Source organism: Mycolicibacter longobardus, from assembly GCF_002102265.1.
GTDB classification, from domain to species: Bacteria; Actinomycetota; Actinomycetes; order Mycobacteriales; family Mycobacteriaceae; genus Mycobacterium; species Mycobacterium longobardum.
The window spans coordinates 119,951-144,016 of record NZ_LQPG01000007.1; the positions used below are offsets into that span (position 1 = coordinate 119,951).

The 24,066-nt window shown below is 67.5% G+C and carries 27 protein-coding genes; 5 read left to right on the plus strand and 22 right to left on the minus strand.

Annotated elements, in window-relative coordinates; translation table 11 throughout:
- The first annotated feature begins 46 nt into the window (after positions 1-46).
- Complete coding sequence (rfbB, locus tag AWC16_RS01445) at positions 47-1,054, plus strand: dTDP-glucose 4,6-dehydratase (protein WP_085263051.1); 1,008 nt, start codon at positions 47-49, stop codon at positions 1,052-1,054.
- Position 1,055: 1 nt separating this feature from the next.
- A complete protein-coding gene (rfbC, locus tag AWC16_RS01450) occupies positions 1,056-1,628 on the plus strand; it encodes a dTDP-4-dehydrorhamnose 3,5-epimerase (RefSeq protein WP_085263052.1) in 573 nt (190 codons plus the stop codon).
- Positions 1,629-1,641: 13 nt separating this feature from the next.
- On the opposite strand, the gene AWC16_RS01455 is transcribed toward rfbC, so the two are convergent.
- From AWC16_RS01455 to AWC16_RS01520, 14 genes are all read right to left on the minus strand, one after another.
- Positions 1,642-3,087: an NAD-dependent succinate-semialdehyde dehydrogenase gene (locus AWC16_RS01455; protein ID WP_085263053.1), complete on the minus strand. Its 1,446-nt coding sequence runs from the start codon at positions 3,085-3,087 to the stop codon at positions 1,642-1,644.
- Positions 3,087-4,604: an aldehyde dehydrogenase family protein gene (locus tag AWC16_RS01460; RefSeq protein WP_234812075.1), complete on the minus strand. Its 1,518-nt coding sequence runs from the start codon at positions 4,602-4,604 to the stop codon at positions 3,087-3,089. The genes AWC16_RS01455 and AWC16_RS01460 overlap by 1 nt, the downstream gene beginning before the upstream one ends.
- Positions 4,601-6,055, minus strand: coding sequence for a carotenoid oxygenase family protein (locus tag AWC16_RS01465; protein WP_133055899.1), 1,455 nt, complete (start codon positions 6,053-6,055; stop codon positions 4,601-4,603). The genes AWC16_RS01460 and AWC16_RS01465 overlap by 4 nt, the downstream gene beginning before the upstream one ends.
- Positions 6,056-6,067: 12 nt before the next feature.
- Positions 6,068-6,295: a lipoyl domain-containing protein gene (locus tag AWC16_RS01470; RefSeq protein WP_085263055.1), complete on the minus strand. Its 228-nt coding sequence runs from the start codon at positions 6,293-6,295 to the stop codon at positions 6,068-6,070.
- A gap of 10 nt (positions 6,296-6,305) precedes the next feature.
- Positions 6,306-6,515, minus strand: a complete 210-nt coding sequence (locus AWC16_RS01475) for a ferredoxin (RefSeq protein ID WP_234812076.1) — start codon at positions 6,513-6,515, stop codon at positions 6,306-6,308.
- Positions 6,516-6,526: 11 nt separating this feature from the next.
- Positions 6,527-7,672: a thiolase family protein gene (locus AWC16_RS01480; protein ID WP_085263056.1), complete on the minus strand. Its 1,146-nt coding sequence runs from the start codon at positions 7,670-7,672 to the stop codon at positions 6,527-6,529.
- Complete coding sequence (locus tag AWC16_RS01485; RefSeq protein ID WP_085263057.1) at positions 7,672-8,100, minus strand: Zn-ribbon domain-containing OB-fold protein; 429 nt, start codon at positions 8,098-8,100, stop codon at positions 7,672-7,674. Before AWC16_RS01485 ends, AWC16_RS01480 begins: the two co-directional genes overlap by 1 nt.
- Positions 8,097-8,426 carry a 2Fe-2S iron-sulfur cluster-binding protein gene (locus tag AWC16_RS01490; RefSeq protein ID WP_085263261.1) on the minus strand — a complete coding sequence of 110 codons (330 nt, stop codon included), beginning with the start codon at positions 8,424-8,426 and terminating at the stop codon, positions 8,097-8,099. Before AWC16_RS01490 ends, AWC16_RS01485 begins: the two co-directional genes overlap by 4 nt.
- A gap of 1 nt (position 8,427) precedes the next feature.
- Positions 8,428-9,423 (minus strand): acyl-CoA dehydrogenase family protein, encoded by a 996-nt coding sequence (locus tag AWC16_RS01495; RefSeq protein ID WP_085263058.1) that lies wholly within the window; start codon positions 9,421-9,423, stop codon positions 8,428-8,430.
- Positions 9,416-10,417, minus strand: coding sequence for an acyl-CoA dehydrogenase family protein (locus AWC16_RS24845; protein ID WP_234812077.1), 1,002 nt, complete (start codon positions 10,415-10,417; stop codon positions 9,416-9,418). The genes AWC16_RS01495 and AWC16_RS24845 overlap by 8 nt, the downstream gene beginning before the upstream one ends.
- Positions 10,417-11,931, minus strand: coding sequence for an AMP-binding protein (locus AWC16_RS01505; protein WP_207572227.1), 1,515 nt, complete (start codon positions 11,929-11,931; stop codon positions 10,417-10,419). Before AWC16_RS01505 ends, AWC16_RS24845 begins: the two co-directional genes overlap by 1 nt.
- A gap of 4 nt (positions 11,932-11,935) precedes the next feature.
- Positions 11,936-12,946: an alpha-ketoacid dehydrogenase subunit beta gene (locus AWC16_RS01510; RefSeq protein ID WP_085263059.1), complete on the minus strand. Its 1,011-nt coding sequence runs from the start codon at positions 12,944-12,946 to the stop codon at positions 11,936-11,938.
- Complete coding sequence (locus AWC16_RS01515) at positions 12,943-13,935, minus strand: thiamine pyrophosphate-dependent dehydrogenase E1 component subunit alpha (RefSeq protein WP_234812078.1); 993 nt, start codon at positions 13,933-13,935, stop codon at positions 12,943-12,945. Before AWC16_RS01515 ends, AWC16_RS01510 begins: the two co-directional genes overlap by 4 nt.
- A gap of 143 nt (positions 13,936-14,078) precedes the next feature.
- The gene (locus AWC16_RS01520) at positions 14,079-14,705 is read right to left on the minus strand and encodes a TetR/AcrR family transcriptional regulator (RefSeq protein ID WP_234812079.1); all 627 of its coding nucleotides are present in this window, start codon (positions 14,703-14,705) and stop codon (positions 14,079-14,081) included.
- Between the two features lie 140 nt (positions 14,706-14,845).
- Between AWC16_RS01520 and AWC16_RS01525 the strand changes: the two genes are divergently transcribed.
- Together AWC16_RS01525 and AWC16_RS01530 are read left to right on the plus strand one after the other, a co-directional pair.
- On the plus strand, positions 14,846-15,607 hold the full coding sequence (locus AWC16_RS01525; RefSeq protein ID WP_085263060.1) for an SDR family NAD(P)-dependent oxidoreductase: 762 nt from the start codon (positions 14,846-14,848) through the stop codon (positions 15,605-15,607).
- Between the two features lie 6 nt (positions 15,608-15,613).
- Entirely contained in the window at positions 15,614-16,384 is a 771-nt protein-coding gene (locus AWC16_RS01530; protein WP_085263061.1) for a ThuA domain-containing protein, read from the plus strand.
- Here the strand turns inward: AWC16_RS01530 and AWC16_RS01535 are convergent, their stop codons facing one another.
- Complete coding sequence (locus AWC16_RS01535; protein WP_085263062.1) at positions 16,385-17,791, minus strand: aromatic ring-hydroxylating oxygenase subunit alpha; 1,407 nt, start codon at positions 17,789-17,791, stop codon at positions 16,385-16,387.
- A gap of 13 nt (positions 17,792-17,804) precedes the next feature.
- A complete protein-coding gene (locus AWC16_RS01540; RefSeq protein ID WP_085263266.1) occupies positions 17,805-18,578 on the minus strand; it encodes an SDR family NAD(P)-dependent oxidoreductase in 774 nt (257 codons plus the stop codon).
- A 173-nt stretch (positions 18,579-18,751) separates the two neighbouring features.
- On the opposite strand from AWC16_RS01540, the gene AWC16_RS01545 reads away from it, so the two are divergent.
- A complete protein-coding gene (locus AWC16_RS01545) occupies positions 18,752-19,585 on the plus strand; it encodes a FadR/GntR family transcriptional regulator (RefSeq protein WP_165759145.1) in 834 nt (277 codons plus the stop codon).
- A gap of 3 nt (positions 19,586-19,588) precedes the next feature.
- Here the strand turns inward: AWC16_RS01545 and AWC16_RS01550 are convergent, their stop codons facing one another.
- From AWC16_RS01550 to AWC16_RS01575, 6 genes are read right to left on the minus strand one after another with little or no spacing between them, the layout of a single operon-like run.
- Positions 19,589-20,554: an alpha-ketoacid dehydrogenase subunit beta gene (locus AWC16_RS01550; RefSeq protein WP_085263267.1), complete on the minus strand. Its 966-nt coding sequence runs from the start codon at positions 20,552-20,554 to the stop codon at positions 19,589-19,591.
- Positions 20,554-21,564, minus strand: coding sequence for a thiamine pyrophosphate-dependent dehydrogenase E1 component subunit alpha (locus tag AWC16_RS01555; RefSeq protein WP_207572228.1), 1,011 nt, complete (start codon positions 21,562-21,564; stop codon positions 20,554-20,556). Before AWC16_RS01555 ends, AWC16_RS01550 begins: the two co-directional genes overlap by 1 nt.
- Positions 21,561-21,962 (minus strand): cupin domain-containing protein, encoded by a 402-nt coding sequence (locus tag AWC16_RS01560; protein WP_085263064.1) that lies wholly within the window; start codon positions 21,960-21,962, stop codon positions 21,561-21,563. The genes AWC16_RS01555 and AWC16_RS01560 overlap by 4 nt, the downstream gene beginning before the upstream one ends.
- Before the next feature lie 9 nt (positions 21,963-21,971).
- The gene (locus AWC16_RS01565) at positions 21,972-22,217 is read right to left on the minus strand and encodes a biotin/lipoyl-containing protein (protein ID WP_085263065.1); all 246 of its coding nucleotides are present in this window, start codon (positions 22,215-22,217) and stop codon (positions 21,972-21,974) included.
- A gap of 3 nt (positions 22,218-22,220) precedes the next feature.
- The gene (locus AWC16_RS01570; protein ID WP_085263066.1) at positions 22,221-23,084 is read right to left on the minus strand and encodes a fumarylacetoacetate hydrolase family protein; all 864 of its coding nucleotides are present in this window, start codon (positions 23,082-23,084) and stop codon (positions 22,221-22,223) included.
- Positions 23,081-23,965, minus strand: coding sequence for a beta-keto acid cleavage family enzyme (locus AWC16_RS01575; protein WP_133055900.1), 885 nt, complete (start codon positions 23,963-23,965; stop codon positions 23,081-23,083). The genes AWC16_RS01570 and AWC16_RS01575 overlap by 4 nt, the downstream gene beginning before the upstream one ends.
- Positions 23,966-24,066 lie beyond the last annotated feature (101 nt).

Sequence of the window (24,066 nt, forward strand, 5' to 3'; positions counted from 1 at the left end):
GCGCAGCTTTGCCCGCGGCCGCCCCCGCCACCGTTAGGGTTGCCCCATGCGTCTGCTGGTCACCGGTGGCGCCGGGTTCATCGGCGCGAACTTCGTGCACAGCACGCTCGTGCAGCGTCCCGGTACGGCGATCACCGTGCTGGACGCGCTGACCTACGCCGGCAGCCGCGAATCGCTGGCCGACGTCTCCGGTGACATCCGGCTGGTGCAGGGTGACATCACCGACGCCGCGCTGGTCGCCGAGCTGGTCGCCGAGCTGAATCCGGAGACCGACGCGGTGGTGCACTTCGCCGCCGAAACCCACGTCGACAACGCACTGGCCGACCCCGAGCCGTTCCTGCGGTCCAACGTGATCGGCACCTTCACCGTGCTGGAGGCCGTGCGCGCGCATCAGGTGCGGCTGCACCATGTCTCCACCGACGAGGTCTACGGCGAGCTGGCCCTCGACGATCCGCGCCGGTTCACCGAGACGACCCCCTATCGCCCGTCCAGCCCGTACTCGTCGACCAAGGCCGCCGCCGACATGCTGGTGCGGTCCTGGGTGCGCTCCTATCGGGTCCGCGCGACGATCTCGAACTGCTCCAACAACTACGGGCCGTACCAACACGTGGAGAAGTTCATCCCTCGGCAGATCACCAACCTGCTGACCGGGCGCCGGGCCAAGCTGTACGGCAGCGGCGCCAACGTGCGGGACTGGATCCACGTCGACGACCACAACAGCGCGGTCTGGCAGATCATGACCGGCGGCCATGCCGGGCGCACCTACCTGATCGGTGCCGACGGGGAACGCGACAACCGCAGCGTGCTGCAGACCATCCTGCGGCTGATGGGCCACGACCCGGATGACTTCGACCACGTCGCCGATCGGCCCGGCCATGATCTGCGCTACGCAATCGACCCGTCGGCGCTGCGCGACGAACTGGACTGGAAACCGGAGCACACCGATTTCGAGGCGGGCCTGCGCGCGACCATCGACTGGTACCGGGCCAACGAATCCTGGTGGGCGCCTTTGAAAGACGCCGCCGAAGCCCGCTACGCCGCGCTGGGACGCTGAGGTGGACGTGCGCGAACTGGCCATCCCGGGAGCCTGGGAGCTCACCCCGACCCAGCATTCCGATACCCGCGGCGTGTTCTACGAATGGTTCACCGACGCTGAGTTCACCGGGTTCGCGGGACATCGTTTCGACCTGCGGCAGGCCAACTGCTCGGTGTCGAGCGCGGGCGTGCTGCGCGGCCTGCATTTCGCCCAGGCGCCCCCCGGGCAGGCCAAATACGTCACCTGCGTGTCGGGATCGGTCTTCGACGTCGTCGTCGACATCCGGGTCGGTTCACCGACCTACGGCCGCTGGGACGCGGTCCTGCTGGACACCACCGATCGCCGCTCGGTGTACATCGCCGAAGGACTGGCCCACGGATTCCTTGCATTGCAAGACAATTCGACGGTGATGTACCTGTGCTCAGCCGAATATGACCCGCAGCGCGAGCACACCATCTGCGCCACCGACCCGGCGATCGGCATCGACTGGCCGAACGATCACCCGCTGGTGCTCTCCGGCCGGGACGCCGACGCACCGTCACTGGCAGAGGTCCGGGCCGCCGGCCTGTTGCCCAGTTGGGACCGGGGCTGACCGCGAGCTGCGTTCAGGTCAGCGCGATGTACTTGGTCTCAAGGTATTCCTCGATTCCCTCCCCGCCGCCCTCTCGGCCCAGCCCGGACTCCTTGATGCCGCCGAAGGGCGCGGCCGCGTCGGAGATGACGCCGCGGTTGACTCCGACCATTCCGGATTCGACCTGTTCGGCCACCCGCAGCGCCCGGTCCAGGTCACGGGTGTAGATGTAGGCGGCCAGCCCGTATTCGGTGGCGTTGGCCGCGGCCACCCCGTCGGCTTCGCCGTCGAATCCGGCGATGGCCGCCACCGGTCCGAACACCTCTTCGGTGAGCAGCCTGGCGCCGGAGGGGATTTCGGTCAGCACGGTCGGGGGGTAGAAGTAGCCGCGCCCCGGGGTGGGCTGCCCTCCCAGCAGCAGCGCCGCGCCCTTGTCGACCGCATCGTCGACCAGTTCGCCGACCCGGCTGCGCTGCCGCTCGTTGATCAGCGGTCCGACGTCGACGCCGGGACGCGTCCCGTCTCCGACGGTCAGCTTCGCCATCCGGACGGTGAGCTTCTCGGTGAATTCGGCCAGCACCGCGTTGTCAACGTGAATACGGTTGGCCGCGGTGCAGGCCTCACCACCGTTGCGCATCTTCGCTGCCAGCGCTCCTTCGACGGCGGCGTCGACATCCGCGTCGGCGAACACCACGAACGGTGCATTGCCGCCGAGTTCCATCGAGGTTCGCAACACCCGGTCGGCGGCCTGCGCCAGCAGGCTCTTGCCGACGCCGGTGGAGCCGGTGAAGGTGAGTTTGCGCAGTCGCGGGTCGGCCAGCAGCGGTGCGGCCACGGCGGCCGCGTCCGAGGTGGGCAACACCGACAGCACCCCCTGCGGCAGGCCGGCCTCGGCCATCACCGCCCCGAAGAGCAGCATCGTCAGCGGGGTGTCGGGCGCCGGCTTGATGATGGTGGTGCAGCCGGCGGCCACCGCGGCGGCGACCTTTCGGGTTCCCATCGCCAGCGGGAAATTCCACGGTGTGATCGCCAGCGTCGGCCCGACCGGCTGTTTTGTCACCAGGATCCGGCCCGCGCCCGACGGGGCGGCGGTGTAGCGGCCGTTGATCCGGACCGCCTCCTCACTGAACCAGCGCAGAAACTCCGCCCCGTAGCTGACCTCGGCGTGGCTCTCCGCCAACGGCTTTCCCATTTCCAGGGTGATCAGCCGGGCGAACCGGTCGCGGTATAGCTCTACGAGTTCGTATGCCCGGCGCAGGATCTCAGCCCGTTGTCGGGGCGGCGTGGCCGCCCAATCGGGTTGCGTGGCAGCAGCGATGTCCATGGCCTGTGCTGCGTCGTCCGGCCCTGCGTCGGCGGTCTCGAGCAGGATCTCTTCGGTGGCCGGGTTGTAGACCGGGAAACGGCGGGCCCTGGCAGCCGGCTTCTCGCACCCTCCGAGCAGTAGCTCAGTGGGTACCGATGTCAATGTGGCGTCCATCAATCCCCTCTCGCAGCGAAGAACCTGCGCCGGCCCCGCCCGTCGAAGATCCGCATCAGGGTGGTCACCAGCCGGGAACGGACTCGCGACGCCGGGTACCACAGTGGTTCACGTTTCAAGGCCGGACCGCGGGGCACCAGAATCGCCTGCTGGCGGCAGTATTTGCGGATTCCCGCCGGCCCACCGAAGCGGGCGCCCATACCGGAGTTCTTCCAACCGCCCATCGGCACCGCGAAGTTGACCAAGTTGGCGAACGCGTCGTTGATGTTGACCGCACCGGCCTCCAGGCGGCGCGCCACCCGTTCGCCGCGTTGCCGATCGCCGCACCACACGGTGGCCGACAGGCCGTAGTCGGAATCGTTGGCCAGCCGGATCGCCTCGTCTTCGTCGGCAACCCTGATCACCGGCAGCAGCGGCCCGAAGGTCTCTTCGGTCATGCAGGTCATCGAATGGTCGACATCGACCAGAACGGTTGGCTCGAAGAACGCGCCGGCGCCGGTGGCCTTGCCACCGATCAGGATCCGCGCGCCGCGTGAGACCGCGTCCTCGACATGCCGCGTCACGATCTCGCACTGGCCCGGGGTCGCCATCGCGCCGATGTCGAAGCGGAACCCGCGGTCGTCGTGACCTTGCCGGAGCTCTCGAACCTGGTCGACCAGGCACGCCACGAACCGGTCGTAGACCGGCGCCTCGACGTAGATCCGCTCCACTGAGATGCATACCTGGCCGGAGTTGAACAATCCCCCGTAGACGATGCCGGCGACCGTCCGGTCGATGTCGGCGTCGGCCAGCACGATGGCCGGATCCTTGCCGCCCAGTTCCAGACTGCAGGGCTTCAGGGCATCTCCGCACACCGAGGCGATCGCCCGCCCGGTCGCGGTGGATCCGGTGAACTGCACATAATCCACCGCATCGACCACGGCGCGCCCGGTTTCCACGCCTCCGGTCAGCACCGAAAACACCGGCGGGGCACCGATCTCCGCCCAGCCGCGGGCCAGCTCACCCGCGCTCAGCGGAGTCACCTCCGACGGCTTCACCAACACTGCGGCGCCGGCCATCAGCGCCGAGAACGCGTCGAAGCACGGGTTGAGCAACGGCAGATTCCACGGCGTGATGATGCCCACCACCGGGTAGGGCTGGTATCGGGTGATCAACCGCTTCGTCAGCCCGATCGGACTGTGCGGTGTCGGCCGTTCCTCGGTGAGGAATCCGCCGGCGTGCCGCGCCCAGTACTTCGCGAGGTCGATCGCGGCCGGCACTTCGATTCCCGCGTCGAACCGGGTCTTCCCGGTCTCCGACTGCACCACGTCGGTCAACCGGTCAGAGTTGTCCATCAACCAGTCCAGCAGCCGCAACAGCCATTCCGCACGCGCCGCGCTGCCGATTGCGTCCCACTCCGGCTGCAGTCGGCGCAGTTGCCCAACGGTGTCGGCCACCATGGCGGGTGGGTGGTCCTGGACCTGTCCCACCACCAGACCATCGGCGGGATTGCGGACGTCGATCGTGGGTGTCGTCACGGCTGTCCCAATGCCTGCCGGTACAGCGGGCCGTCGGCGCTGTAGTAGTTGCAGTGGAATCCGCTCGGGACGCGGAACGGAATGCGCACCCGCGCCAGCGGCCCCGCCGAGAGATTCTGGGCGTCGAAGACCACCAGCTCAGTCTCGTTGGCGCCGGCTTGATGGACCAATGTCACGGCGTAGCCGTCTGATTCGTCGCGACCACCGATACGCGGGGCGAAGATGAGTTCCCCCGCAGCGGCACCGTCGCCGAAGTGGTACACGTCCTCGGCGCCGGTCTGGGTGTCGACCCGCAGTACCGCGTCCATACCGTCGGCGCGGCCGTCGATCGAGTGCAGATTGCTGTTGGCGAACACGTTTCGGCTTGGCCGGGTCATCATCCGGTCGTCGGGGCGGGGGAACTGGATGTCGTGGTCGCTGAGGATCTGCTCGAACACCACATCGGTGCCTGCCGCCGGGTCGATCGTCCAACGGCGCAGGCTCTGCTGGGTTTCGGCGTGTGAGCGGCGATTGCCGTGAACGTCGGGGAACAGTGCGGTCCCTTCGGCGGCCGCCACGTCGGCGACGATACAGCCGCCCTCCTCCCATACGTTGGCCTGATGCATCATGTGCCGCGGCTCGGCTTCGAACCAGCGAACGTCTGCCGCCGACCCGGTGCGTGGCATGACACCGAGTTTGGTCGGACGGTCGGGGTCCCACGCCACCATCGGCCCACCAGACATCGCCCGTTCCAGGCTGATGTCCAACGGTGTCACCGGAAACACCACGTGGTTCTCGGTGACGAAGAAGGTGTGCATCAACGTCTGGTGCGGTATTGGAATCACCTCGTAACGCAGCAGCTCACCGTCGAAATCCACGACTTCGTAATGGATTTCCGGCACCGCCCCCGGACGATACGGAACCGAACCGATGTTGATCAGTTCACCGGTGGCGTAGTCGACGGTGGGATGCGCCGAGAACGTGGTGGTGATGGCCCCGCCGTAGTGTTCCTCGCCGATGGTGTCCAGGGTGCGTGGCTCCAGCCGGACCGGAGGTGCGCCCTCCATCAGCGCCAACAGCTTTCCGCCGTGCAGGATGATGTTGGTGTTGGCGGTGTTGTACCGGGTGCCGCGGGCGAGCGGGTCGGTGGTGGCCGGGTTGTCGAGCACCCCGAACAATCGCCGGCCGTGCTTGAGCTCCAGCTCCAGCTTTTCGGTGCGCACCCATCGGCTGCGCATCGATACCCGGCCGTCTTCGATGAAGAACGCATAGACCATGCCGTCGCCGTCGAACCAGTGGTAGTCCTCGTCGGTCGGCGGGTACAGCGGTTCGGCGCCGTTGCGATAGAACACCCCGGCCAGATCGTCGGGCAGGTCGCCTTCGACGAACAGGTCCGGTGCGGTCACTTCCATCCGGTTGGGCTGGTGATGCCCGGTGAGAAAAGGGCTTTCGCGGAAACGCGGGCTAGCCACTGGTGCCTCCGTTCATTCGATGGCACCCAGGTGGGTGCCTACCGGGTAGCTTTCGTCGGCCTGGGCGTCGCCGTGGCGCAGGATACCGGCACAGGGTGCCGGGATGTCGGTCTCCACCTTGTCGGTGCCCACGGTGTAGAGGTCTTCGCCCTCGGCCACCGGGTGACCGTCCGGAACCAACCAGCCCATGAAGATGCCCTCGGTCATCGTGACGTCGAGTTTGGGCATTCTGATGTCCATCGCAGCCTTCCTAATCGGTGATCCGCAACGCCTGGCTCGGGCAGGACGCCACCGCCTGGGCAACTGTCTCGTGGTGGTCCTCGGGAATCTCGTCGAACAGCACCTGGGAGATGCCGTCGTCGCCGACGGCGAAGACGTCCGGGGCCTTCATCTCGCACATGCCGTGCCCCACGCAGCGGTCTTGGTCGACAGTGACTTTCACGATTCGGCGACTCTTCACGGTTCCTCCGATCAGCGGGTCAACACGGTGCAGGCACTCAGGCCCGGTGCGCCATAGACGTGGGAGAAGGCCACCCGGGGTGATTCGCCGACCTGGCGGCCGCCCGCTGCGCCCCGCAGCTGCAGTACATTCTCGTGGATCTGACGCAGACCCGACGCGCCGATCGGCTCGCCGTTGGCCAGGCAGCCACCGTCGGTGTTGATCGGCAGCCGGCCGGTGAGTTCGGTGGCGCCGGCATCGATCAACGAGGTCTGGGCGCCGTGCTCGCACAGGCCCGTCTCGGCCAGGTGGATGATCTCGGCGCCGGCGTCGGTGTCCTGCAGCTGGGCCAGGTTGACCTCGCCGGGTCCGATACCGGCCGCCTCGAACGCCGCGGCCGCCGCATCCACACTCGGACTGACACCGCGGTGCACCGACAGCGACGGGCTGAGCACCTCGAAGGAACCCGGCCGGCGGGTCCGCACCGCCGCGCCCGCGATATACACCGGATCGGCCCGATACTGCTTGGCGCGTTCGGCCCGGCACAGCACCAGTGCGGCGGCACCGTCGCCGGGCGAGCAGAGCATGTACTGGCGCAGCGGGTCGGACAGCATCATCGACGCGCGCACGTCGGCTTCGGTCAGCGGCTTGCGCCGCCAGGCGTTCGGGTTCAGCGCTCCGTTGCGGAACGCCTTGCTCGCAACGGTTTCCAGCAACCGCGCCGGCAATCCGTGCTCATGCAGGTAGCGCTGGATCTTCAGCGCGAAGAACTGCGACGTCATCGCCAGGCCGGTGGTTCCGTACCAACGGCCCAGGCCGAGGGCCTCCGGCTGGATCGCGAACGCGCCCCGCGGATGCGAATCGAAGCCCACCACCAGTGCGGTCTCGGCGGCCCCGGAGGCGATGGCCTGCATCGCGGCCACCAGTGAACTGGTGCCGGTCGCGCAACCGTTCAGCACATTGACGAACGGAACCCCGGTGAGCCCCAGATCGGCGACCAGGGTGTCCGCCGAACCCGCGTCCATGCTGCCGCCCACCGCGTAGTCGATCTGGTCCCAGGACATCCCGGCGTCGTCGAGCGCGGCGCGGACCGCATGGACGGCCTGCTTGCGTGCGGTGGTGTCCAGGTAACGGCCGAACGGCCGGCAGCCGATACCGACGATCGCAACGGATGCCATCAGCTCCCCTCCTCATGCTCGGGCGCGAAAGCGAATGTTATTGCGGCGCTGTCCGTCTCCGCAGGCACTTCGACGCCGGTCAGCCGCATCGGCATTCCGATGTGCAGGCGCGCCGGGTCGGACTCGGTGAGCCGGGTCTCGACGATGACTTCGCCGGGCAGTTCGACATAGCCCAGACCGAACGGGGTGAAGTCGTCGCCGTCGGGCAGGTATGGCGGGCTGGGCGGCGGAAACCGTTGAATGGTCCAGCTCCACAGCACACCGCGATCGGCCAGCCGAACCGGCTGCACCCCGTCGGCGCCGCAGGTCGGGCAACTGTCCCGGCGAGGGAAGGTGATCTCGCCGCAGGATCCGCACCTCCCGCCGAGCAGCCGGACTTCGCCCTCGGCGAGCTCCATGATCTCGGGATCGATCGGTTTCAAGCTCATGTGGCCGGCCCCTTTCTGCGGTTGCGTACCCCACGCTTGCGGACGACGACGTCTCCGTTGACGGCGGCCTGGCAGGCCAGCCGGACGTGATCTCCGCGTCCGCCGTGATCCCCCGAAAGACCCTGTACCGCCTTCGCTTCGGTGTCGCTGGGCGGCGCCAGACACTCGGGGTGCTCGAGTACCTCCACGTGGCACACCAGGCATTCGCCGTTGCCGCCGCAGATCGTGGGCCACCGGTAGCCGGCGGTCTCGGCGGCCGCCATGATGGTCTGCCCGTCGTCGGCGCTGAATCGGACGCCGGACGGTTGGACGGTGACGGTAGCCATGTCAGCCTCGCCGTAGTTCGCGCCAGGGCCGGCCACGGTCCAGGTCGGGCTCGCGGTCGAGCCCGAGTACCCGCTCGGCGATGATGTTGCGCTGAATCTCTGAGGTTCCGCCGGCAACGGTGAGCCGGCGGCTGTCCAGCAGCCCGTAGGCCTCGGGCGGCTCCTGATCGCCGTCCCAGCACGCGGCCGACGGCCCGGCCAGATCGAAGGCCAGTTCGCTGATGCGCTGGGACAACTCGGATTGCAGCAGTTTGGTGATGGACCCTTTGGCGTCCCCGGTGTTGTGCAACCGCAGATTAGTCAGGGACAGTGCACGTTCGGTGGCGATCAGTGCGGTCAACCGGTCCGCCAGCAGGGCATCGTCCCATCCGCCGCTGCGCCGGGCCAGCTCCACGACCGGGCCAATCTCCACCCCGCTGGCCGCCGATGCCCCGGACAGCCCGGATCGCTCGGCGGTCAGGGTCGACATCGCCACCCGCCACCCGCCGTCCAGCGGGCCGAGGATGGCATCCGGCGGCAGCACGACGCCTTCCAAGAACACCTCGCAGAAGTGTTCGCTGCCGGTCATCTGGCGCAACGGCCGCACCGTCACCCCCGGAGCCTGCATGTCGACGATGAAACAGGTGATGCCGGCATTCTTCGGCTTGTCGATATCAGTGCGTGCCAACAGCATTCCGTACCGGGACAGATCGGCGAACGAGCTCCACACCTTCTGCCCGTCCACGATCCAGCCCCCGTCGGCGTCCGGTACCGCGCGAGTCGCCAGGCTGGCCAGATCGGATCCGGCCCCCGGTTCGCTGAACAGCTGACACCACATGTGCTCGCCGGAGACGATCCCGGGCAGATGGCGCCGGCGCTGTTCGTCGGTGCCCCACTCGATGATGGCCGGGCCGATCAGGGTGAGCGGTACGAAATGCTGCACCGGCAGATCGGCTTGGGCACTTGCTGATTCATACCAACTGCGCGCCGAGTCGGGATCGAAGCTCTGGTCAGCCATCGGTACGCTGCCCCGCTTCCAACAGCGCAGCCAACCGGCGGCGGTGGTGGCCTGCCGTTCCGGTGAGGGCGGTCACCGCGTACGCCCGGCGCAGGTAGCGGTGCGCCCAATGCTCCCAGGTGATCGCGATGCCGCCGTGCAATTGCACTGCGGCCTTGGTCATCTCGACGGCGGTCTGCCGGGAAAGCACGGCGGCCACCGCGAGGTCCGCCTCGGCCTGGGCGCTACCGTCCGGGAACTGCCAGGCGGCGGCGTACACCGCGGAGCGGGTCAGCTCCACCTGGGCGAGCAGGTCGGCCAGCCGATGTTTGACCGCCTGAAAGGATCCGATGGTTCGCCCGAATTGGACACGCTGGCGCACGTAGTCGACGGTGCCGTCCAACACCCGCTGGGCCACCCCCAGCAGCTCCGCGGAGAGCACCAGGTCGCCGCGGCGGCGCATCGTGGCCAGGGTTTCCGGCGAACACGCCAGCGGCGACGACGTCCCCGCACCTCCGGCCCGGCCCACGACTCGGGACAGGTCCAGGCCGGACAGCGCCCGCAGTCCGGCCGCAGCGCCGTCCTCGACAACGACCGCCGGTTCGCCATCGATCTCGCGTACCACCACGGTGTTCTCACTGAAATCCCAGTAGTCGCGGGAACTCCCGGCGTCGACCCGGGTCAGCGAGACCGCCGCTGACACCCCGCACTCCCCGCTGCGCACCCGATCGAATGCGGGGGCGCCGGCCAGCGGGCCCACCGCGGTCGCCGACAGCAGGGGACCGTCGAACAGGGCGGCTCCGGCTTCTTCAGCCAGGATCACCCATTCGACCGCAGAGCCACCGTCGTCGTCGAAGAGCAGATCGTCGAGGCCGACCTCGGTGAGCAGGCGCCGCCACCGGACGCCGCGCTCCACATCGGCGGTGGCGGCGAAGTAGTCGCGCAGCACCTCGCGCAGCGCGTCGTGTTCGTCGGTGAAGGCGAACATGGGGGCGTCGAGCTGGGTAGACGTCATCAGCGGTGCACCGGGTCCGGTTGGCGGGCGGCCAGATACTGCTCCCGCAGCTGGCGCTTGTTGATCTTGCCCATGGCGGTGCGCAGCTCGACGTCCACCAGCTCGACCAGGCTCGGACATTTGTGGTGCGACAACCGGTCCCGGCACCAGGCGACCAGCTCGGCCGGGTCGGTGCCGGGGTCGGCGACCACCAGCGCGCAGAGCTGTTCACCGAGGTCGTCATGCGGGATGCCGATCACCGCGACGTCACGCACACTCGGATGCGTGCGCAGCACCGCCTCGGACTCGGCCGGATACAGGTTCACCCCGCCGCTAACCACCATGTCGGAGGCGCGGTCGGTCAGGTACAGGTAGCCGTCGGCGTCGAGGTAGCCGATCTCGCCGATCGCGAACACTCCGTCGGCGACGTAGCTGCGCCGTGTCTTGTCCGGATCTCCGTGGTAGCTGGGCCGATGCCCGGTGGTGGATTCCACACACACCAGACCGGATTCGCCGGTGGGCGCCACGGTGCCGTCGTCGCTGCGGATGGTGAGCTGGTAGCCGGGCAGCGCCCGCCCGACCGATCCGGGATGGGCCAGCCATTCGGTCGAGTCGATCGTGGTGACGGTGCCCGCCTCGGTGGATCCGTAGGCTTCGACGAACACCGGCCCGAACCAGTCGATCATCGCCCGTTTCACGTGCACGGGGCAGGCCGCGCCGGTGTGGATGATGCTGCGCAGGCTGCTGACGTCGTAGCGCTCCCGAACGTCCTTGGGCAGTGCCAACATCCGGGAGAAATGGGTGGGCACCATCATCGAGGATTCGATGCGGTGCGCTTCGATGGCGGCCAGCGTGGCCTGCGCGTCGAACTTGGGCAGGACGACCAGCGGGGTGCCCACCGCCAGGCCGCGCACACCGGTGATGGGGCCGGTGTGGTGCATGGGCGCGACCACCAGATGCTTGCCGGCCGGACGGATCCGCGAGGCCCTGATCTGCTCGACGTGCTCGACCATGGATGCGCCGCCCGGGAACATCTGCGCGGGAAGCTCCACGCCCTTGGGCAGCCCGGTGGTGCCCGAGGTGTAGTACAGCGGGGCGGCCGGTGCGATTGCGTCCGACGGCTCGGTGTCGGAGTACCCGGAATTCGACGCCACGGTGCGGTCGAATTCGTCCCAGTCCACCACGGCGACACCCGCGCCCGCCTCACGCACGGTCGCGGCGGCGCGCGCGCTGCACAGCACGGTGTGCACCGACCCGTCACGCAGGATGTAGCCGACTTCGCCGGCGGTGAGGTGATAGTTCACCGGTACCACCGAAAGCCCGGCGTAGGTGGTCGCCAGGTGCGCCAGTGCGGTGTGGGCGCTGTTCTCAGCCATCACCGCAACCCGGTGTCCGGGCTCGATGCCCAGTGATGTCAGCCAGTTGACGGCGCGGTTGAGCAGCGAGTTCAGTTGCGGCCACGTCCATGCCGTGACACCGTCGGTGAGGGCCACCCCGGCGTCACGTTTGGCATGCTGCGCAATCCCGTAGACCAATCGGCTATCCCCTCAGCGCGGTCCGCGACCGGGCGAGCGTCGCCTTGGCAGCCGCGACGATCTGACCGGGGTTGGGCACGAACGCATCCTCGAGCACTTTCGCGAACGGGATCGGGGTGTTGGCGCCGGCCACTCGCTGCACCGGGGCGCCCAGCTCGTCGAACAGGTTCTCGGTGATGAGGCTGGCCAGCTCGGCGCCGAAACCGCTGCGGCGCACCGCCTCGTGGATGACCACGGCGTGCCGGGTGCGCCCGACCGACTCCAGGATGGTGGCCTCGTCCAGCGGCACCAGGGACCGCAGGTCGATCACCTCGGCGTCGACGGAGTCCTGCGCCAGCCGTTCGGCGGCGGCCAGCGCGTCATGCACCTGCCGGCCGTAACTGATCAGGGTGATGTCGCTGCCCGGCCGCACCGTGGCCGCACTGCCCAGCGGAACCACGTGGTGGCCGGTCGGGACCGGTTGCGGCGGACCGAAATACAGCAGGCTCTGCTCGACCACCACGCACGGGTCGGGGTCGAAGATGGCCGCGGTCAGCAGTCCCTTGGCGTCGGCCGGGTTGCTGGGCACCACGACTTTCAGGCCGGGAATGTGGGTCAGCCACGCTTCCAGCATCTCCGAATGCTGCGCACCGAACTGCATTCCGGCGCCGGCCGCGCAGCGGATGGTCAGCGGAACGGTCGTCTGCCCGCCGGACATGTAGCGCAGTTTGGCGGCGTGGTTGGACAGCTGGTCCATGCAGACGGCGAGGAAGTCCATCAACATGATCTCCGCGACCGGACGCATCCCGCCGATGGCGGCGCCGATCGCCGCCCCGACAATGGCCTGCTCGCTGATCGGCGTGGCCCGCACCCGGTGCGCGCCGTATTTGGTGGACAGTCCCACCTGCGTCTTGAACACTCCGCCGCTGGGGTCGGCGATGTCCTCACCGAGCAGGATCACCGACGGATCGCGGCCCAGTGCGTCATCGAGCGCGCTGCAGACCGCCTGAAACCCCGACATCGGTTGCTCGCTCACGCCAGCGCCTCCTCGTACACGTCGGTCAGCCCCTCCGACAGCGGCGGTTCGGGACTGTCGATGGCGAACTTCACCGCCGACGCGATCTCGGCCTTGGCGTCGGCTTCGATGGCCTCGATGGCGTCGGCGGTGAGCACGTCGTTGTCGATCAGCCATCCCCGGAAGGCCAGTACCGGGTCGGCGGCGCGCGCGGCGTCGAGCTCACCGGGCTTCATGTATTCGTTGCCGTCGGACATCTGGTGGCCGTAGAACCGGAAGGTCATCGCCTCGATGAGGGTGGGACCTTCCCCGGCTCGGGCCCGCTCGACGGCGTGGGCAGCCGTGGCGTACATCGCGATCGGGTCGTTGCCGTCCACCCGCACGCCCGGCATGTTGTAGCTCGCGGCGCGGTCGGCGATCCGGCCCACGCTGGTGCCGTCCTCATACGAGGTGTGTTCGGCGTACCGGTTGTTCTGACAACAGAAGATCACCGGCAGCTTCCACAGGCCGGCCAGATTGCACGCCTCGTGGAACGCCCCGATGTTGGTGGCGCCGTCACCGAAGTTGACCACGGTGACCCGGTCGCTGCCCTGCAGCTGCGCGGCCAGCGCCAGCCCGGCCGCGATCGGCAGACCGCCGCCGACGATGCCGGTGGTGACCATCAGCCCCGACGCCGGATGGGTGATGTGCATCGGGCCGCCCTTGCCCTTGCAGGTGCCGGTGGCCTTGCCCATGAACTCGGCCCACAGCTCCGGCATCGGCACGCCCTTGGCCAGGTGGTCGTGCAGCCCCCGGTAGGTGGTGACCACGTAGTCGGTGGGCTTGAGCAATGCACCGATGGACGCCGGGATGATCTCCTGCCCGCGCGGTGAGTAGTACTGCGCGCTGACCTGCCCGGTGAGGATCAGCGAGCGGAACTTCTCGTCGCACAGTTTGATCCGGGTGGCTGTGGTGAAGATTCGCGCCAGCGTGGAGTTGTCCACGCCGGTATCGGCGATCGAACTGGTCACGACGCCTCCCTATTAGTTAGTTCGATAATTAATTTGTAACACCGGTCACGATCCACTGTCAACGTCGATGTCACCGCGGTGCTAATGCCGCGGCCCCAGCTTCGCCTCTCCTCCGTCGAGCCTCGCTGAACCGCGGTATTCGGCTACTCGCCGGCGTCCAACAGCAGTGAGTCGAACAGTGCGGTCATGTCGTCCATGGCCGCCGGGCTGGTGGTCGCGGCCGCGTGCGCGAACCCGTCGACGATGGCGCTGATCATGTGTGCGATCGCGACGGGGTCGCGGTCGGCGGGGATCAGGCCGTGCTCCTGGCCGTGGCGAACCGCCGCCGCCAGGGTCTCGGCCATGGCGACGGCCTGCTTGGAGAACGCCTCGGTGAGCTCGGGATGACGGCGCGCGTCGATGGGTGCGGTGGCGACGAACCCGGCCAGTGCGGGCGACTCGTGGTTGATCCGCATGGACTCCCCCAGCACCGCATGCAGCAGTCCGCGCACCGATTGCGGCTGGGCCATCGCCACTTCCGCCGACCGCGCGATGATCCTGCCGTACACGTCCTCGCACACGGCGTCGAAGAGTTTGCTCTTGGTTCCGTAGTGGTAGTAGACCGCGCCGGCGGTGACCCCGGCCAGTTCGGCGATCAGGCTGTTGGTCGCCGGGCCATACCCGTACTGCGCGAAACACCGACACGCCGCGTCGATCACCCGCTGGCGGGTGTCGCCGCTGTCGATTCCGGCTGGACGCCCCGGACCGGGTTTCACTCGCGCGTCGCTCACGTCACCATCATGGCAAACCGCAACGGAATTCCGGCTCTTCCCGTTCGGCGTGGAACCGCCCTGCCCACATTGACCCATGTAGTGACGCATGTTACAAACTAATTAGTCCGCCAGTCAATACTAACGGGAGGAGCGCAGCAATGGACCTCGGCCTCACCGGAAAGCGCGCACTGATCACCGGCGCCAGCCGCGGGATCGGCTTCGCCATCGCGCGCACGTTGCTGGCCGAAGGTGCCTCGGTGGGAATCTGCGCACGCGGCGCACAGGCGCTCAGCGCGGCAGCCGAGCAGCTGACCGGCCGCGGCACGGTGTTCCACCAGCCGGTCGACGTCAGCGACCCCGCCGCGGTGAGCGCATTCGTGCAAGACGCCGCGGACGCCCTCGGCGGTGTGGACATCGTCGTGGCCAACGCGTCGGCGTCCGTCGGCGAGGGGCCTTCATCGTGGGCGGCCAACTTCAACACCGACCTGATGAGCTTCGTCGGTCTCATCGAGGCCGCCACCCCGCTTCTGGAGGCCAGCGACTCTGCGTCGGTGATCGCCATCGCCAGCACGTCGGCATTGGAGGCCGGTGTGCTGCCGACCGCCAACAGCTTCGGTGCTCTCAAGGCCGCCATGCTCCAACATGCCGCCGCCCAAGCCAGACAGTTGGGCGCCAAGGGGATTCGCGTCAACGCGGTGTCACCGGGACCGGTGTACTTCGAGGGCGGGGTCTGGGAGAACATCAAGGCCGGTATGCCTGAGCTCTACGAAGCGGCCCAGGCGTCGGCGGCCCTGGGCAAGTTCGCCTCCGCCGAAGATGTCGCCAACGCTGTGGCATTCCTGGCCTCACCGGCGGCCGGCCATATCACCGGGACCAACCTGGTCATCGACGGCGCCTTCACCAATCGGTTCGACTTCTGACAAGCCGTGGCCCGTCGCATCCAGGCCGCGCTGGTGTGCGGCGGTCAATGGCACGACTTCGACTATGCGCGGCTGCAGCTGCTGACCGAGCTGGCGGCCTATGAACAGGTCCACACCCGGGTCTGCGCGGACTACGACTGCCTCGACACGCTCGCATCGGTCAATCCCCTGATCACCTACACCTGCAATGTGGTGCCCTCGGACGAGCAGTGCGCGGCGTTGGCGGCGTTTCTCGCCGGCGGCGGACGATGGCTGGCGCTGCACGCCACCAATGCGGCGATCGTCCCCGCACCGCCCACCGCGGATCACCTGTTCAGCACACCTGCGCTTCCCGGCGAACTGGCCGAGATGCTGGGAAGCCGATTCCTGGGCCACCCGCCGATCGCGCCCTACACCGTCGCCCCGTCCACCTCCGATCATCCGTTCACCGCCGGCATCGGCTCCTTCGCGGTCACCGACGAGCTCTACATCAGCGAACTGCATCCGCCGCTGCAGGTGTTGGCGCACACCAACTTCGTGGGCGAGTCGACCGGGTTCGCCGAAGGGCATACCACTGTCGACGAGCCGCGTCCGGTGCTCTATATGAAGCAGCACGGCGCGGGCGCGGTCTGCTACTTCACCCTGGGGCATTGTCGCGGCAGATTCGATCTCGCCGACCTCGGTGTCGAGGACCTGGGCGAGGTGGACCGGGGCAGCTGGAACGTCCCCGAATACCGCACGATCCTGCGGCGCTGCCTGCGCTGGGCGGTCACCGGGCAGCTGGAGCCGACGCCCTGATCAGGTCGCGTCAGACCCCAGGTACGCGTCCAGATCCTGGTGGAACTGGCGGATCCGGCTCTCCTGGTAATTCGCCAGTGTCACACCCGGTTTGGTCATCGACTTCAGCCCCCGCTGCACCCAGCCCAGGTTGGTCAGATCCTGGTTGAGCACCGCGCACAGCCCACCCAACTCCGGTGCGGCGTGGAAGTCTTCGTCGGGCCCCAGCACGTGCGGCGGAGCCGCCTTGGGTTTCGGTGCGCCCGCCGGCAGCGGAATCAGCATCATCACGTCGAACACGCAATGGTCCGGGTCGTTTCCGTACGGCCGGAACCGGTAGGTCAACGGGGCACCCACCCCGGCCCACGGGGCCATGTTGGGAAACACGAAATACTCGATGGCGTCCAGGATCTCGCTGTCGCTGACCTGGGACACGTCGGCCCCGGTGGCTGCCACCAGCTGAGCCCGCATCGCTTCGGCCACCACCGGGCGGGCCTCCTGACCGTCCGGCACCTCGATGCTGCCGACTCCCTCCGGGTAGAAGTCGCGGAACATCGCCTCCAGCACGTCCTGGGGCTCCAGCGGCTCACCCAGGTGCGGGCTGCTGATGGCCTGGGCGGTGATCATCCGGTTGAACCCCGGCAGCCCGTCGTTGCGCCGGTAGATGTCGTACTGGGTGTTGCAGTCCCCGAGGTACTCCAGTAACTGCGGATGGGTCGCAATCACGTGGTAGGACTCGATGAACGCCTCCAGCGCCACCTTCCAGTTGCAGTCCAGAACCTTGACGACATGCACCGCCTTGAAGCGATCCTGCAACCCGAACGGCTCCAGGTGCCGATCCACCTCACCGATGAAGTCGGCCAACGGGACCGCATCGCGGTCGGGGTTGACGAAGACGAATCCGGCCCAGGTCGCGGTAAGCGCTTCGGGCAGCCCGAATTTCTGGTCATCGATGTGCGGGAAGTCCCAGCGGCAGGGCACGTCGGTCAACGCACCGTCGAGGCTCCAGGTGAAACCGTGGAACGCGCAGCGCAATTGGTTGACGCTCCCGGAGTCGTCGCAGAGCCGGCGGCCCCGGTGCAGGCAGGCATTGTGGTAGGCCTTGATCTGCCCGCTCGCCGTGCGGACCACGATCAGCGACATGTCGGCGACGTCGTAGACGACGTAGTCGCCCGGCTCGGGAATGTCTTCTTCCCGACAAGCCATCTGCCACACCCGTTTCCAGAGCTTCTCCACCTCAAGTCGGTGGAACTCGCCGCTGATGTACCGCTCTTTGTCGATATCGGCGGAGCCCAGGAACTCGTAGGACTCCTCGAGCAACGGCTTGGGCACCTCGCGGGTGTCGGTTGCCAACAGTTCCTGCACCGTGGGCCCCGGCGAACGCGCCTCACCCGGATCGCTGGGACGTTGCACACCGGTGTCGCTCATGGTGCCTCCAAACCTAGGATCGGCCGGCCGTGGCCAGCTGGGTGACGTACTGCTCGACCGCGGTGCCGATGAACGCCGAGCCGTTGATCGCCCAGCCCCCATCGACATAGAGCACCTGGCCGGTGATGTAGCCCGCGGCCTCGGAGGCCAGGAACGCCACCGCGGCGGCGATGTCGTCGGGGGTTCCGAGCCTGCCCAGCGGCATCGCGGCGCCGATCGCGTCCTGCAGGCCGGGGTCACCGAACTCACCGGCGGTGCCCTCGGTCAGCACCAGGCCCGGGCCGACGGCGTTGACCCGCAGCTTGCGGCCGGCGTACTCGGCCGCCATCTGCTTGGTCAACGCAACGACCGCGGCTTTGGACGCTGGATAGATGCCGCGCCCCGCCCCGCCGACCTCGGCCAGCACCGAGGCGAGGTTCACGATCGCGCCGCCGTCGGGTCCGAACTTGGGCGCCAGCGCGCGGGTGACCAACCAGGTACCGCGAACGTTGGTCCCCAGCACGTCGTCGATGTCGGCCGCGGTGCTGTCGTCCAGCGTCGCCGATCGCCAGATACCGGCGTTGTTCACCAGCACGTCCACCGACTCGATCGCGGCGGCCAACGCGGCGACCGAGTGTTCGTCGGATACGTCGCACGCCAAGGCGCGCCCGCCGATGCCCTCCGCGGTGTCCCGGGCGGCTTCGGGGTCGCGATCCACCACGATGACGTCGCAGCCCCCGGCCGCGAGGCGCCGCGAAATCGCCCGTCCGATACCGTTTCCGGCGCCAGTCACCACCGCTGTCGGCACATCGCCCTCCACTTCACCACCCAAGACCTAGATATATGACCCAGCTCACTATTATATTAGTGCGCCAATTAGTCAAGTCTCTGACGGGCGTCCAGCGGACACGTCCACAACCGCCCTGCGCCATGGGCGCCGCCCATAAGATTCAAGTGACCTGTTGTCTTTTTGGAGGTGCGATGGCGCCCAGACGTACTCCCGCGGTCAGCCCCGCCGCTGCCGCCCCACGAGCGGTCAAAGCGGTTGACGGGGTCATCGACTCGTTGCGGCAGGACATCGTCTCCCAGCGCCTGCCGCAGGCTTCCCGGCTCCCCAATGAACGTGACCTCGCCGCCCATTACGGCGTCAGCCAACCGACCATTCGCGAGGCGGTCCGGGCGCTGGCCGCGATGGGTCTGGTGGAGGTGCGACATGGCAGCGGTGCCTACGTTCGCGGTGACAGCGACTACCTGGTGGCCACCGCCCTGCAGATCCTGATGCAGATGAAGGACGTCGGGCTGCTGGAAGCGCTGGATGTCCGCACCGCCCTGGGAATGCAGTCCGCCCGGGCCGCTGCGACACACGCCACCGCCGAGGACCTGGAGCAGTTGGACATCGCCTATGCGGCGCTGGATTCGGCCTCGAAGCTGCGCGACCACGACATGCTGATCCGGGCGGTGGCGGGTTTCCAGATCGCGCTGTCCCGCGCCGGGCACAACGCGCTGACCACGGCGATCGAAACGGTACTGGTATCGCTGATCATGCACATGCAGTTCAAAGCGCTGCGCAGCAGGGGAATTCGTTACTGGCAGCAGCGCACCACCGAGTTCCAGCCGGACCGTCGGAGGATCCTTGACGGGGTGGCGGCACACGACCCGGAAGCCGCCGCGGACGCCATGGCCGCGTACCTGGACCATCAGCGGCGCTACTTCACCGACGACCCGGAACTGGCGCGGCTGCGGCTGTCGGACCCGCGCGCGGCCCGGATCCTCGACGAAGTGCAGATGGGTGTTCGCGATTGGGACGGCGGCTGAGGCTCAGAGCATTTCCCGAGCCGCAGCCATGATCTTCTCAGTGGTGGGGTACAGCGGTTTCTCCATCGCGGGACTGAACGGCGCGTGGACGTCCGGTGCGGTCAGTCGACGGATCGGCGAGCGCAACTCGCCGTGCAGGCGCTCCGCGACCTGAGAAGAGATCTCCGCGGCGGCACCACAGGTACGGGTGGCCGGATCGACCACCAACAGGCGCCCGGTCTTGCGGACCGACTGCACAATGGTGTCGGTGTCCAGTGGAGCCAAGGTGCGCGGATCGATCAGTTCCACCGAGATATCCCGCGCGGACAACTCTTTCGCCGCAGCCTTCGCCAGATGGACGGCGCCGGCTATCGCCACCAGGGTGAGGTCGTCGCCGGCCTGCACCACGTTGGCCACCCCGAGCGGGATCGAATAGGGCTCGTCGGGGATCTCCTCCTTGCGTGACCACAGCGTGGCGTCCTCGAACACCAGCACCGGGTCGTTGCAGGCCACCGCCGCCCGCAGCAGTCCCTTGGCTTCGTACGGACTCGACGGGACGGTGACGGTGAGTCCCGGTACACCCATGAACATTCCGTAGGGCCGGTCCGAATGATGGGCCGCCGACGCGGCTCCGTACCACATGCTGGCACGGAAGACCACGGGAATGCTGGCCTGCCCACCGAACATGTAGCGGTTCTTGGCCGCCTGGTTCACCAGCTGGTCCATCGCCAGATACATGAAGGTCGCATAGCTGAAGTCGACGATCGGCCGCAGTCCGGTCATGGCGGCCCCGATGGCCACACCGGTGAACCCGGCCTCGGAGATCGGCAGGTTGAGCACCCTGTCCAACCCGAACTCGTCGACGAAGCCCGGCGCGGTGCCGTACAGGTTCGCCCGGACGTCCTCCCCCATCAGGATCACCCGGTCGTCTTCCCGCAGCGCCTCACGCTGTGCCGCGGCGATCGCGGCGAGGTAGTTGACCCGGGCCATCAGCACACTCCTGCCGGTGCGGTGACGGTGCGGTCGGTGTAGAGGTCGTCGAAGGCCGCTGCCGCCTCGGGCAGCGGGCTGTTCTGGGCGAAGTCCACACAGTCATCGATGGCACCGCGAACTTCGGCGTCGATGGCCGCGATCTCCTCGTCGGCAACACCGCGGCCGCGCAGGCGTTGCGCGGCAAGGTTGATCGGGTCACGCGCCTGCCATGCGGCGATCTCCTGATCGTCACGCCTGGCCCCGGCGTACGCGTCGCGAAACCGCAACCCCTCGGAGTGATCCCGGTATCGGTAGGTCAGCACTTCGACCAGGGTGGGGCCGGTTCCGGCGCGCGCGCGTTCCGCAGCGGTCGCCACCGCCTCAAAAACCGCTTCGACATCCTGGCCGTCCTCGACCCGTACCCCGGGCAGGCCGAAGCCGTGGGCGCGGTCTGCGATCCGGGTGTGCCCGGTGACCTCACCCAGCGGTGTCAACGACGCGTACTGGTTGTTCTCGCACAGGAAGATGACCGGCAGCCGCCACACGGCAGCCATGTTCATGCTTTCGTAGAGCACCCCTTGGTTGGCGCCGCCGTCACCGAAGAAGGCCAGCGAGATCCGGCCGTTGCCGGTCAATTTCGCCGACAGGGCAGCGCCGGTCGCGACCGGCACCCCGCCGGCGATGATCGCGCTTTCGCCCAGCGAGCCGACGCTGAAGTCGGCCAGGTGCATCGACCCGCCCTTGCCGCGGCACACCCCGGTGGAGCGGCCCAATATTTCAGCCATCAGCCCGCGCAGCGAAGCGTTCTTTCCGATCGGGTGACCGTGGGAGCGGTGGTTTCCGGTGATGTAGTCATGGTCGTTCAGCGCCATGCAGGCTCCGACGATCTGGGCCTCCTGCCCGATGCTGAGGTGGATCGAGCCGGGCAGCTCGCCGCGCGCCGCCATCTGCTGGACCGTTTCCTCGAACAGCCGAATGCGCAGCATCCGGCGGTACATCTCCGCCAGTTGGCCGGTTGTTGCCGTCATCGCAGGCCCTTTCCTTGCGCCGGGATGAAGTCCGGCCGGTCACCGTAGACCGCGATGAATCGGGAGCCCTCGCTGCCGGATCGCATCGGACCCCAGTAGGCGCCGGGCTCCTCGTAGTGGAAGTAGCCGGGGAGGAACAGCTGCGGTTCCTCGTCCCCGACAAGCCAGGATCCGTCGAGCAGGAAGTGGCACACGCCGCTGCTGTGCGTGTGGCGCGGAACCCGGGTATGCGGTGGATGTTTGACGAGATAGAACCACGGACCGCGGTCGTCGCCGGGCCGGCCGAGATACTTGCCCAGGTTGCCGATCGACGCCGGCACGGCCCCGTCGAAGCCGAACAGCGTTGACACCGCGACCCAATCGAGTTGCTGTTCATAGATGCCGAAGGTCTCTGCCATGTCGACTGCTCAGGACGGCGTTGTGTCGATGACGGCCAGTACCGCACGCACCTCGACGACGTCGCCCGGTTCGGCAAGTATCTCCACCAGGGTGCCGGCGACCGGCGACTCGAGTGTTTCGTTGACCTTGGCGGTCTCGATCTCCACCAAGCCCTCACCCTCGGTGACCGAATCCCCGACGTTCTTGAGCCATTCGATCACCTCGCCCTCGGTCATTCCCATGCCCCACTGCGGCAGACGCACTTCCACCCGCACCGGTCACTCCTTCCGTTCGACAACTTGGTTGCGCTGCGTTCCCAGGCCGGTGATACCGAGTTCGACGACATCGCCGTCGCGCAGGTAGCCGCGTTCCTCGCAACCGAGGGCGACACCCGACGGTGTGCCGGTGTTGATGAGGTCACCCGGTTCCAGCACCATGAAGTGGGACAGATAGCGGATGATCTCGACCACGCCGAACACCATGTGCCGGGTCGAGGAGGCCTGTCGTTTCTCGCCGTTGACCGTCAGCCACAGCTGCAGGTCCTGCGGGTCACCGATCTCGTCGGGCGTGACGAGGTAGGGACCGCACGGATTGAAGCTCTCGCAGGATTTCCCCTTGACCCATTGGCCGCACCGCTCCAGTTGGAACGCACGTTCGCTGACGTCGTTGACCGCCAGGTAGCCGCCGATGGCCGCAGCCGCAGCCTCATCGTCGGACAGGTACCGGGCGCGGGTACCGATCACCACACCCAGCTCGACTTCGTAGTCGAGCTTTTCTGAGCCCCGCGGTCTGATGATGTCGTCGTGGGGGCCGCTGATGCAGTTCGGCGCCTTGTTGAAGATGACCGGTTCCGCCGCGACCGCAGCACCGGACTCCAGCGCATGCTCCGCATAATTCATTCCGATGCAGAGGATTTGATGCGGTCGGGCAATCGGTGGCCCGAGCCGGCGTCCGGCCAGGGGTTCTACTGCGCCGCTGTCGATACGCTGACGCACCAGTGCGCCCAGTTCTCGGTGTCCGTCGGAGGCGAAGAACGCGGAATCGTAATCGGTGATGCGGTCGGAGACGTCGACGTAGTGCTCCTCTGACACTGCAACCGCCGGTTTCTCGGCGCCCGGCTCGCCGACGCGAACGAGTTTCATCGGGCCGTGTCGCCGAACACGATCCGGCGGGCCGCTTCGACTCCGGCGACCGGGCGACCGATTGTCTCGGCCATCTTCACGATCACCTCGACGAGTTGAGCGTTGCTGGTGGAGCGTTCGCCATTGGGCAGATAGGGGTTGTCCTCCCAGCCCACGCGCACATGCCCGCCCATCCCGATCGCCATTGCCGCCAACCGCCACTGGGTCGAGGGGTCCATGATCGAGACATTCCAGTTGACGCCGGGCGGGAGGTGATCGACGAGGTAGACCAACGATTTCGGTGTCGGCGGCGTCCAGGCTCCCCCGGGCCAGCCCAGGAACAAGGTGGCCCACACCGGATCCTGCAGGAGCTGCATTCGCCTGATGAACTCCAGATTCCAGAACGCTCCGGTGTAGAAGCACTCGATCTCCAGCTTCACGCCGTGCTCGGCGGCGGCGCGGCTGGCCTCCTCGAGTTCGTCTCGGGGATGAAGGGAGTACATCTCGTTAGCCGGAAACTTCGGGTCGGGCCGGAAGTATTCGTCGTGGACGTTGAAGGCGTACGACATCATGTCGGGTTTCTGCCGCATCAGGGCGATCTTCTCGGGAAGCCTGGCGCTGGCGATTCCGTACTGGATGATCGGGTCGCTGCCACCTGATCGGATCTTGTCGGTGAGTCGCTGCCAGCCGTCGTGGTCGACGGTCGAGAGCTTCTTGCCGTCGGGACCCATCTCTTTCTCCAGATAGTGCACCCCGTGGTGGTGGCAGATGCTGGCACCGGCGTTGACCGCATCGACGTACTGCCGGCCCACCGCATCGACGTCCTCGATGGGCGGCATATGGGGGTACCCCGGATACGACATGCTCGAGTCACAGGTCACGGTGATGATCAGGTCGTCCACGAACACTCCTCCAAAAGACACCAGATGACTTGGTATCTGTATACCAGTAGGGAGGCGACTCGCACAGCGGAACCGGAGATCGGTTCCCTTTCGTCGCGGGG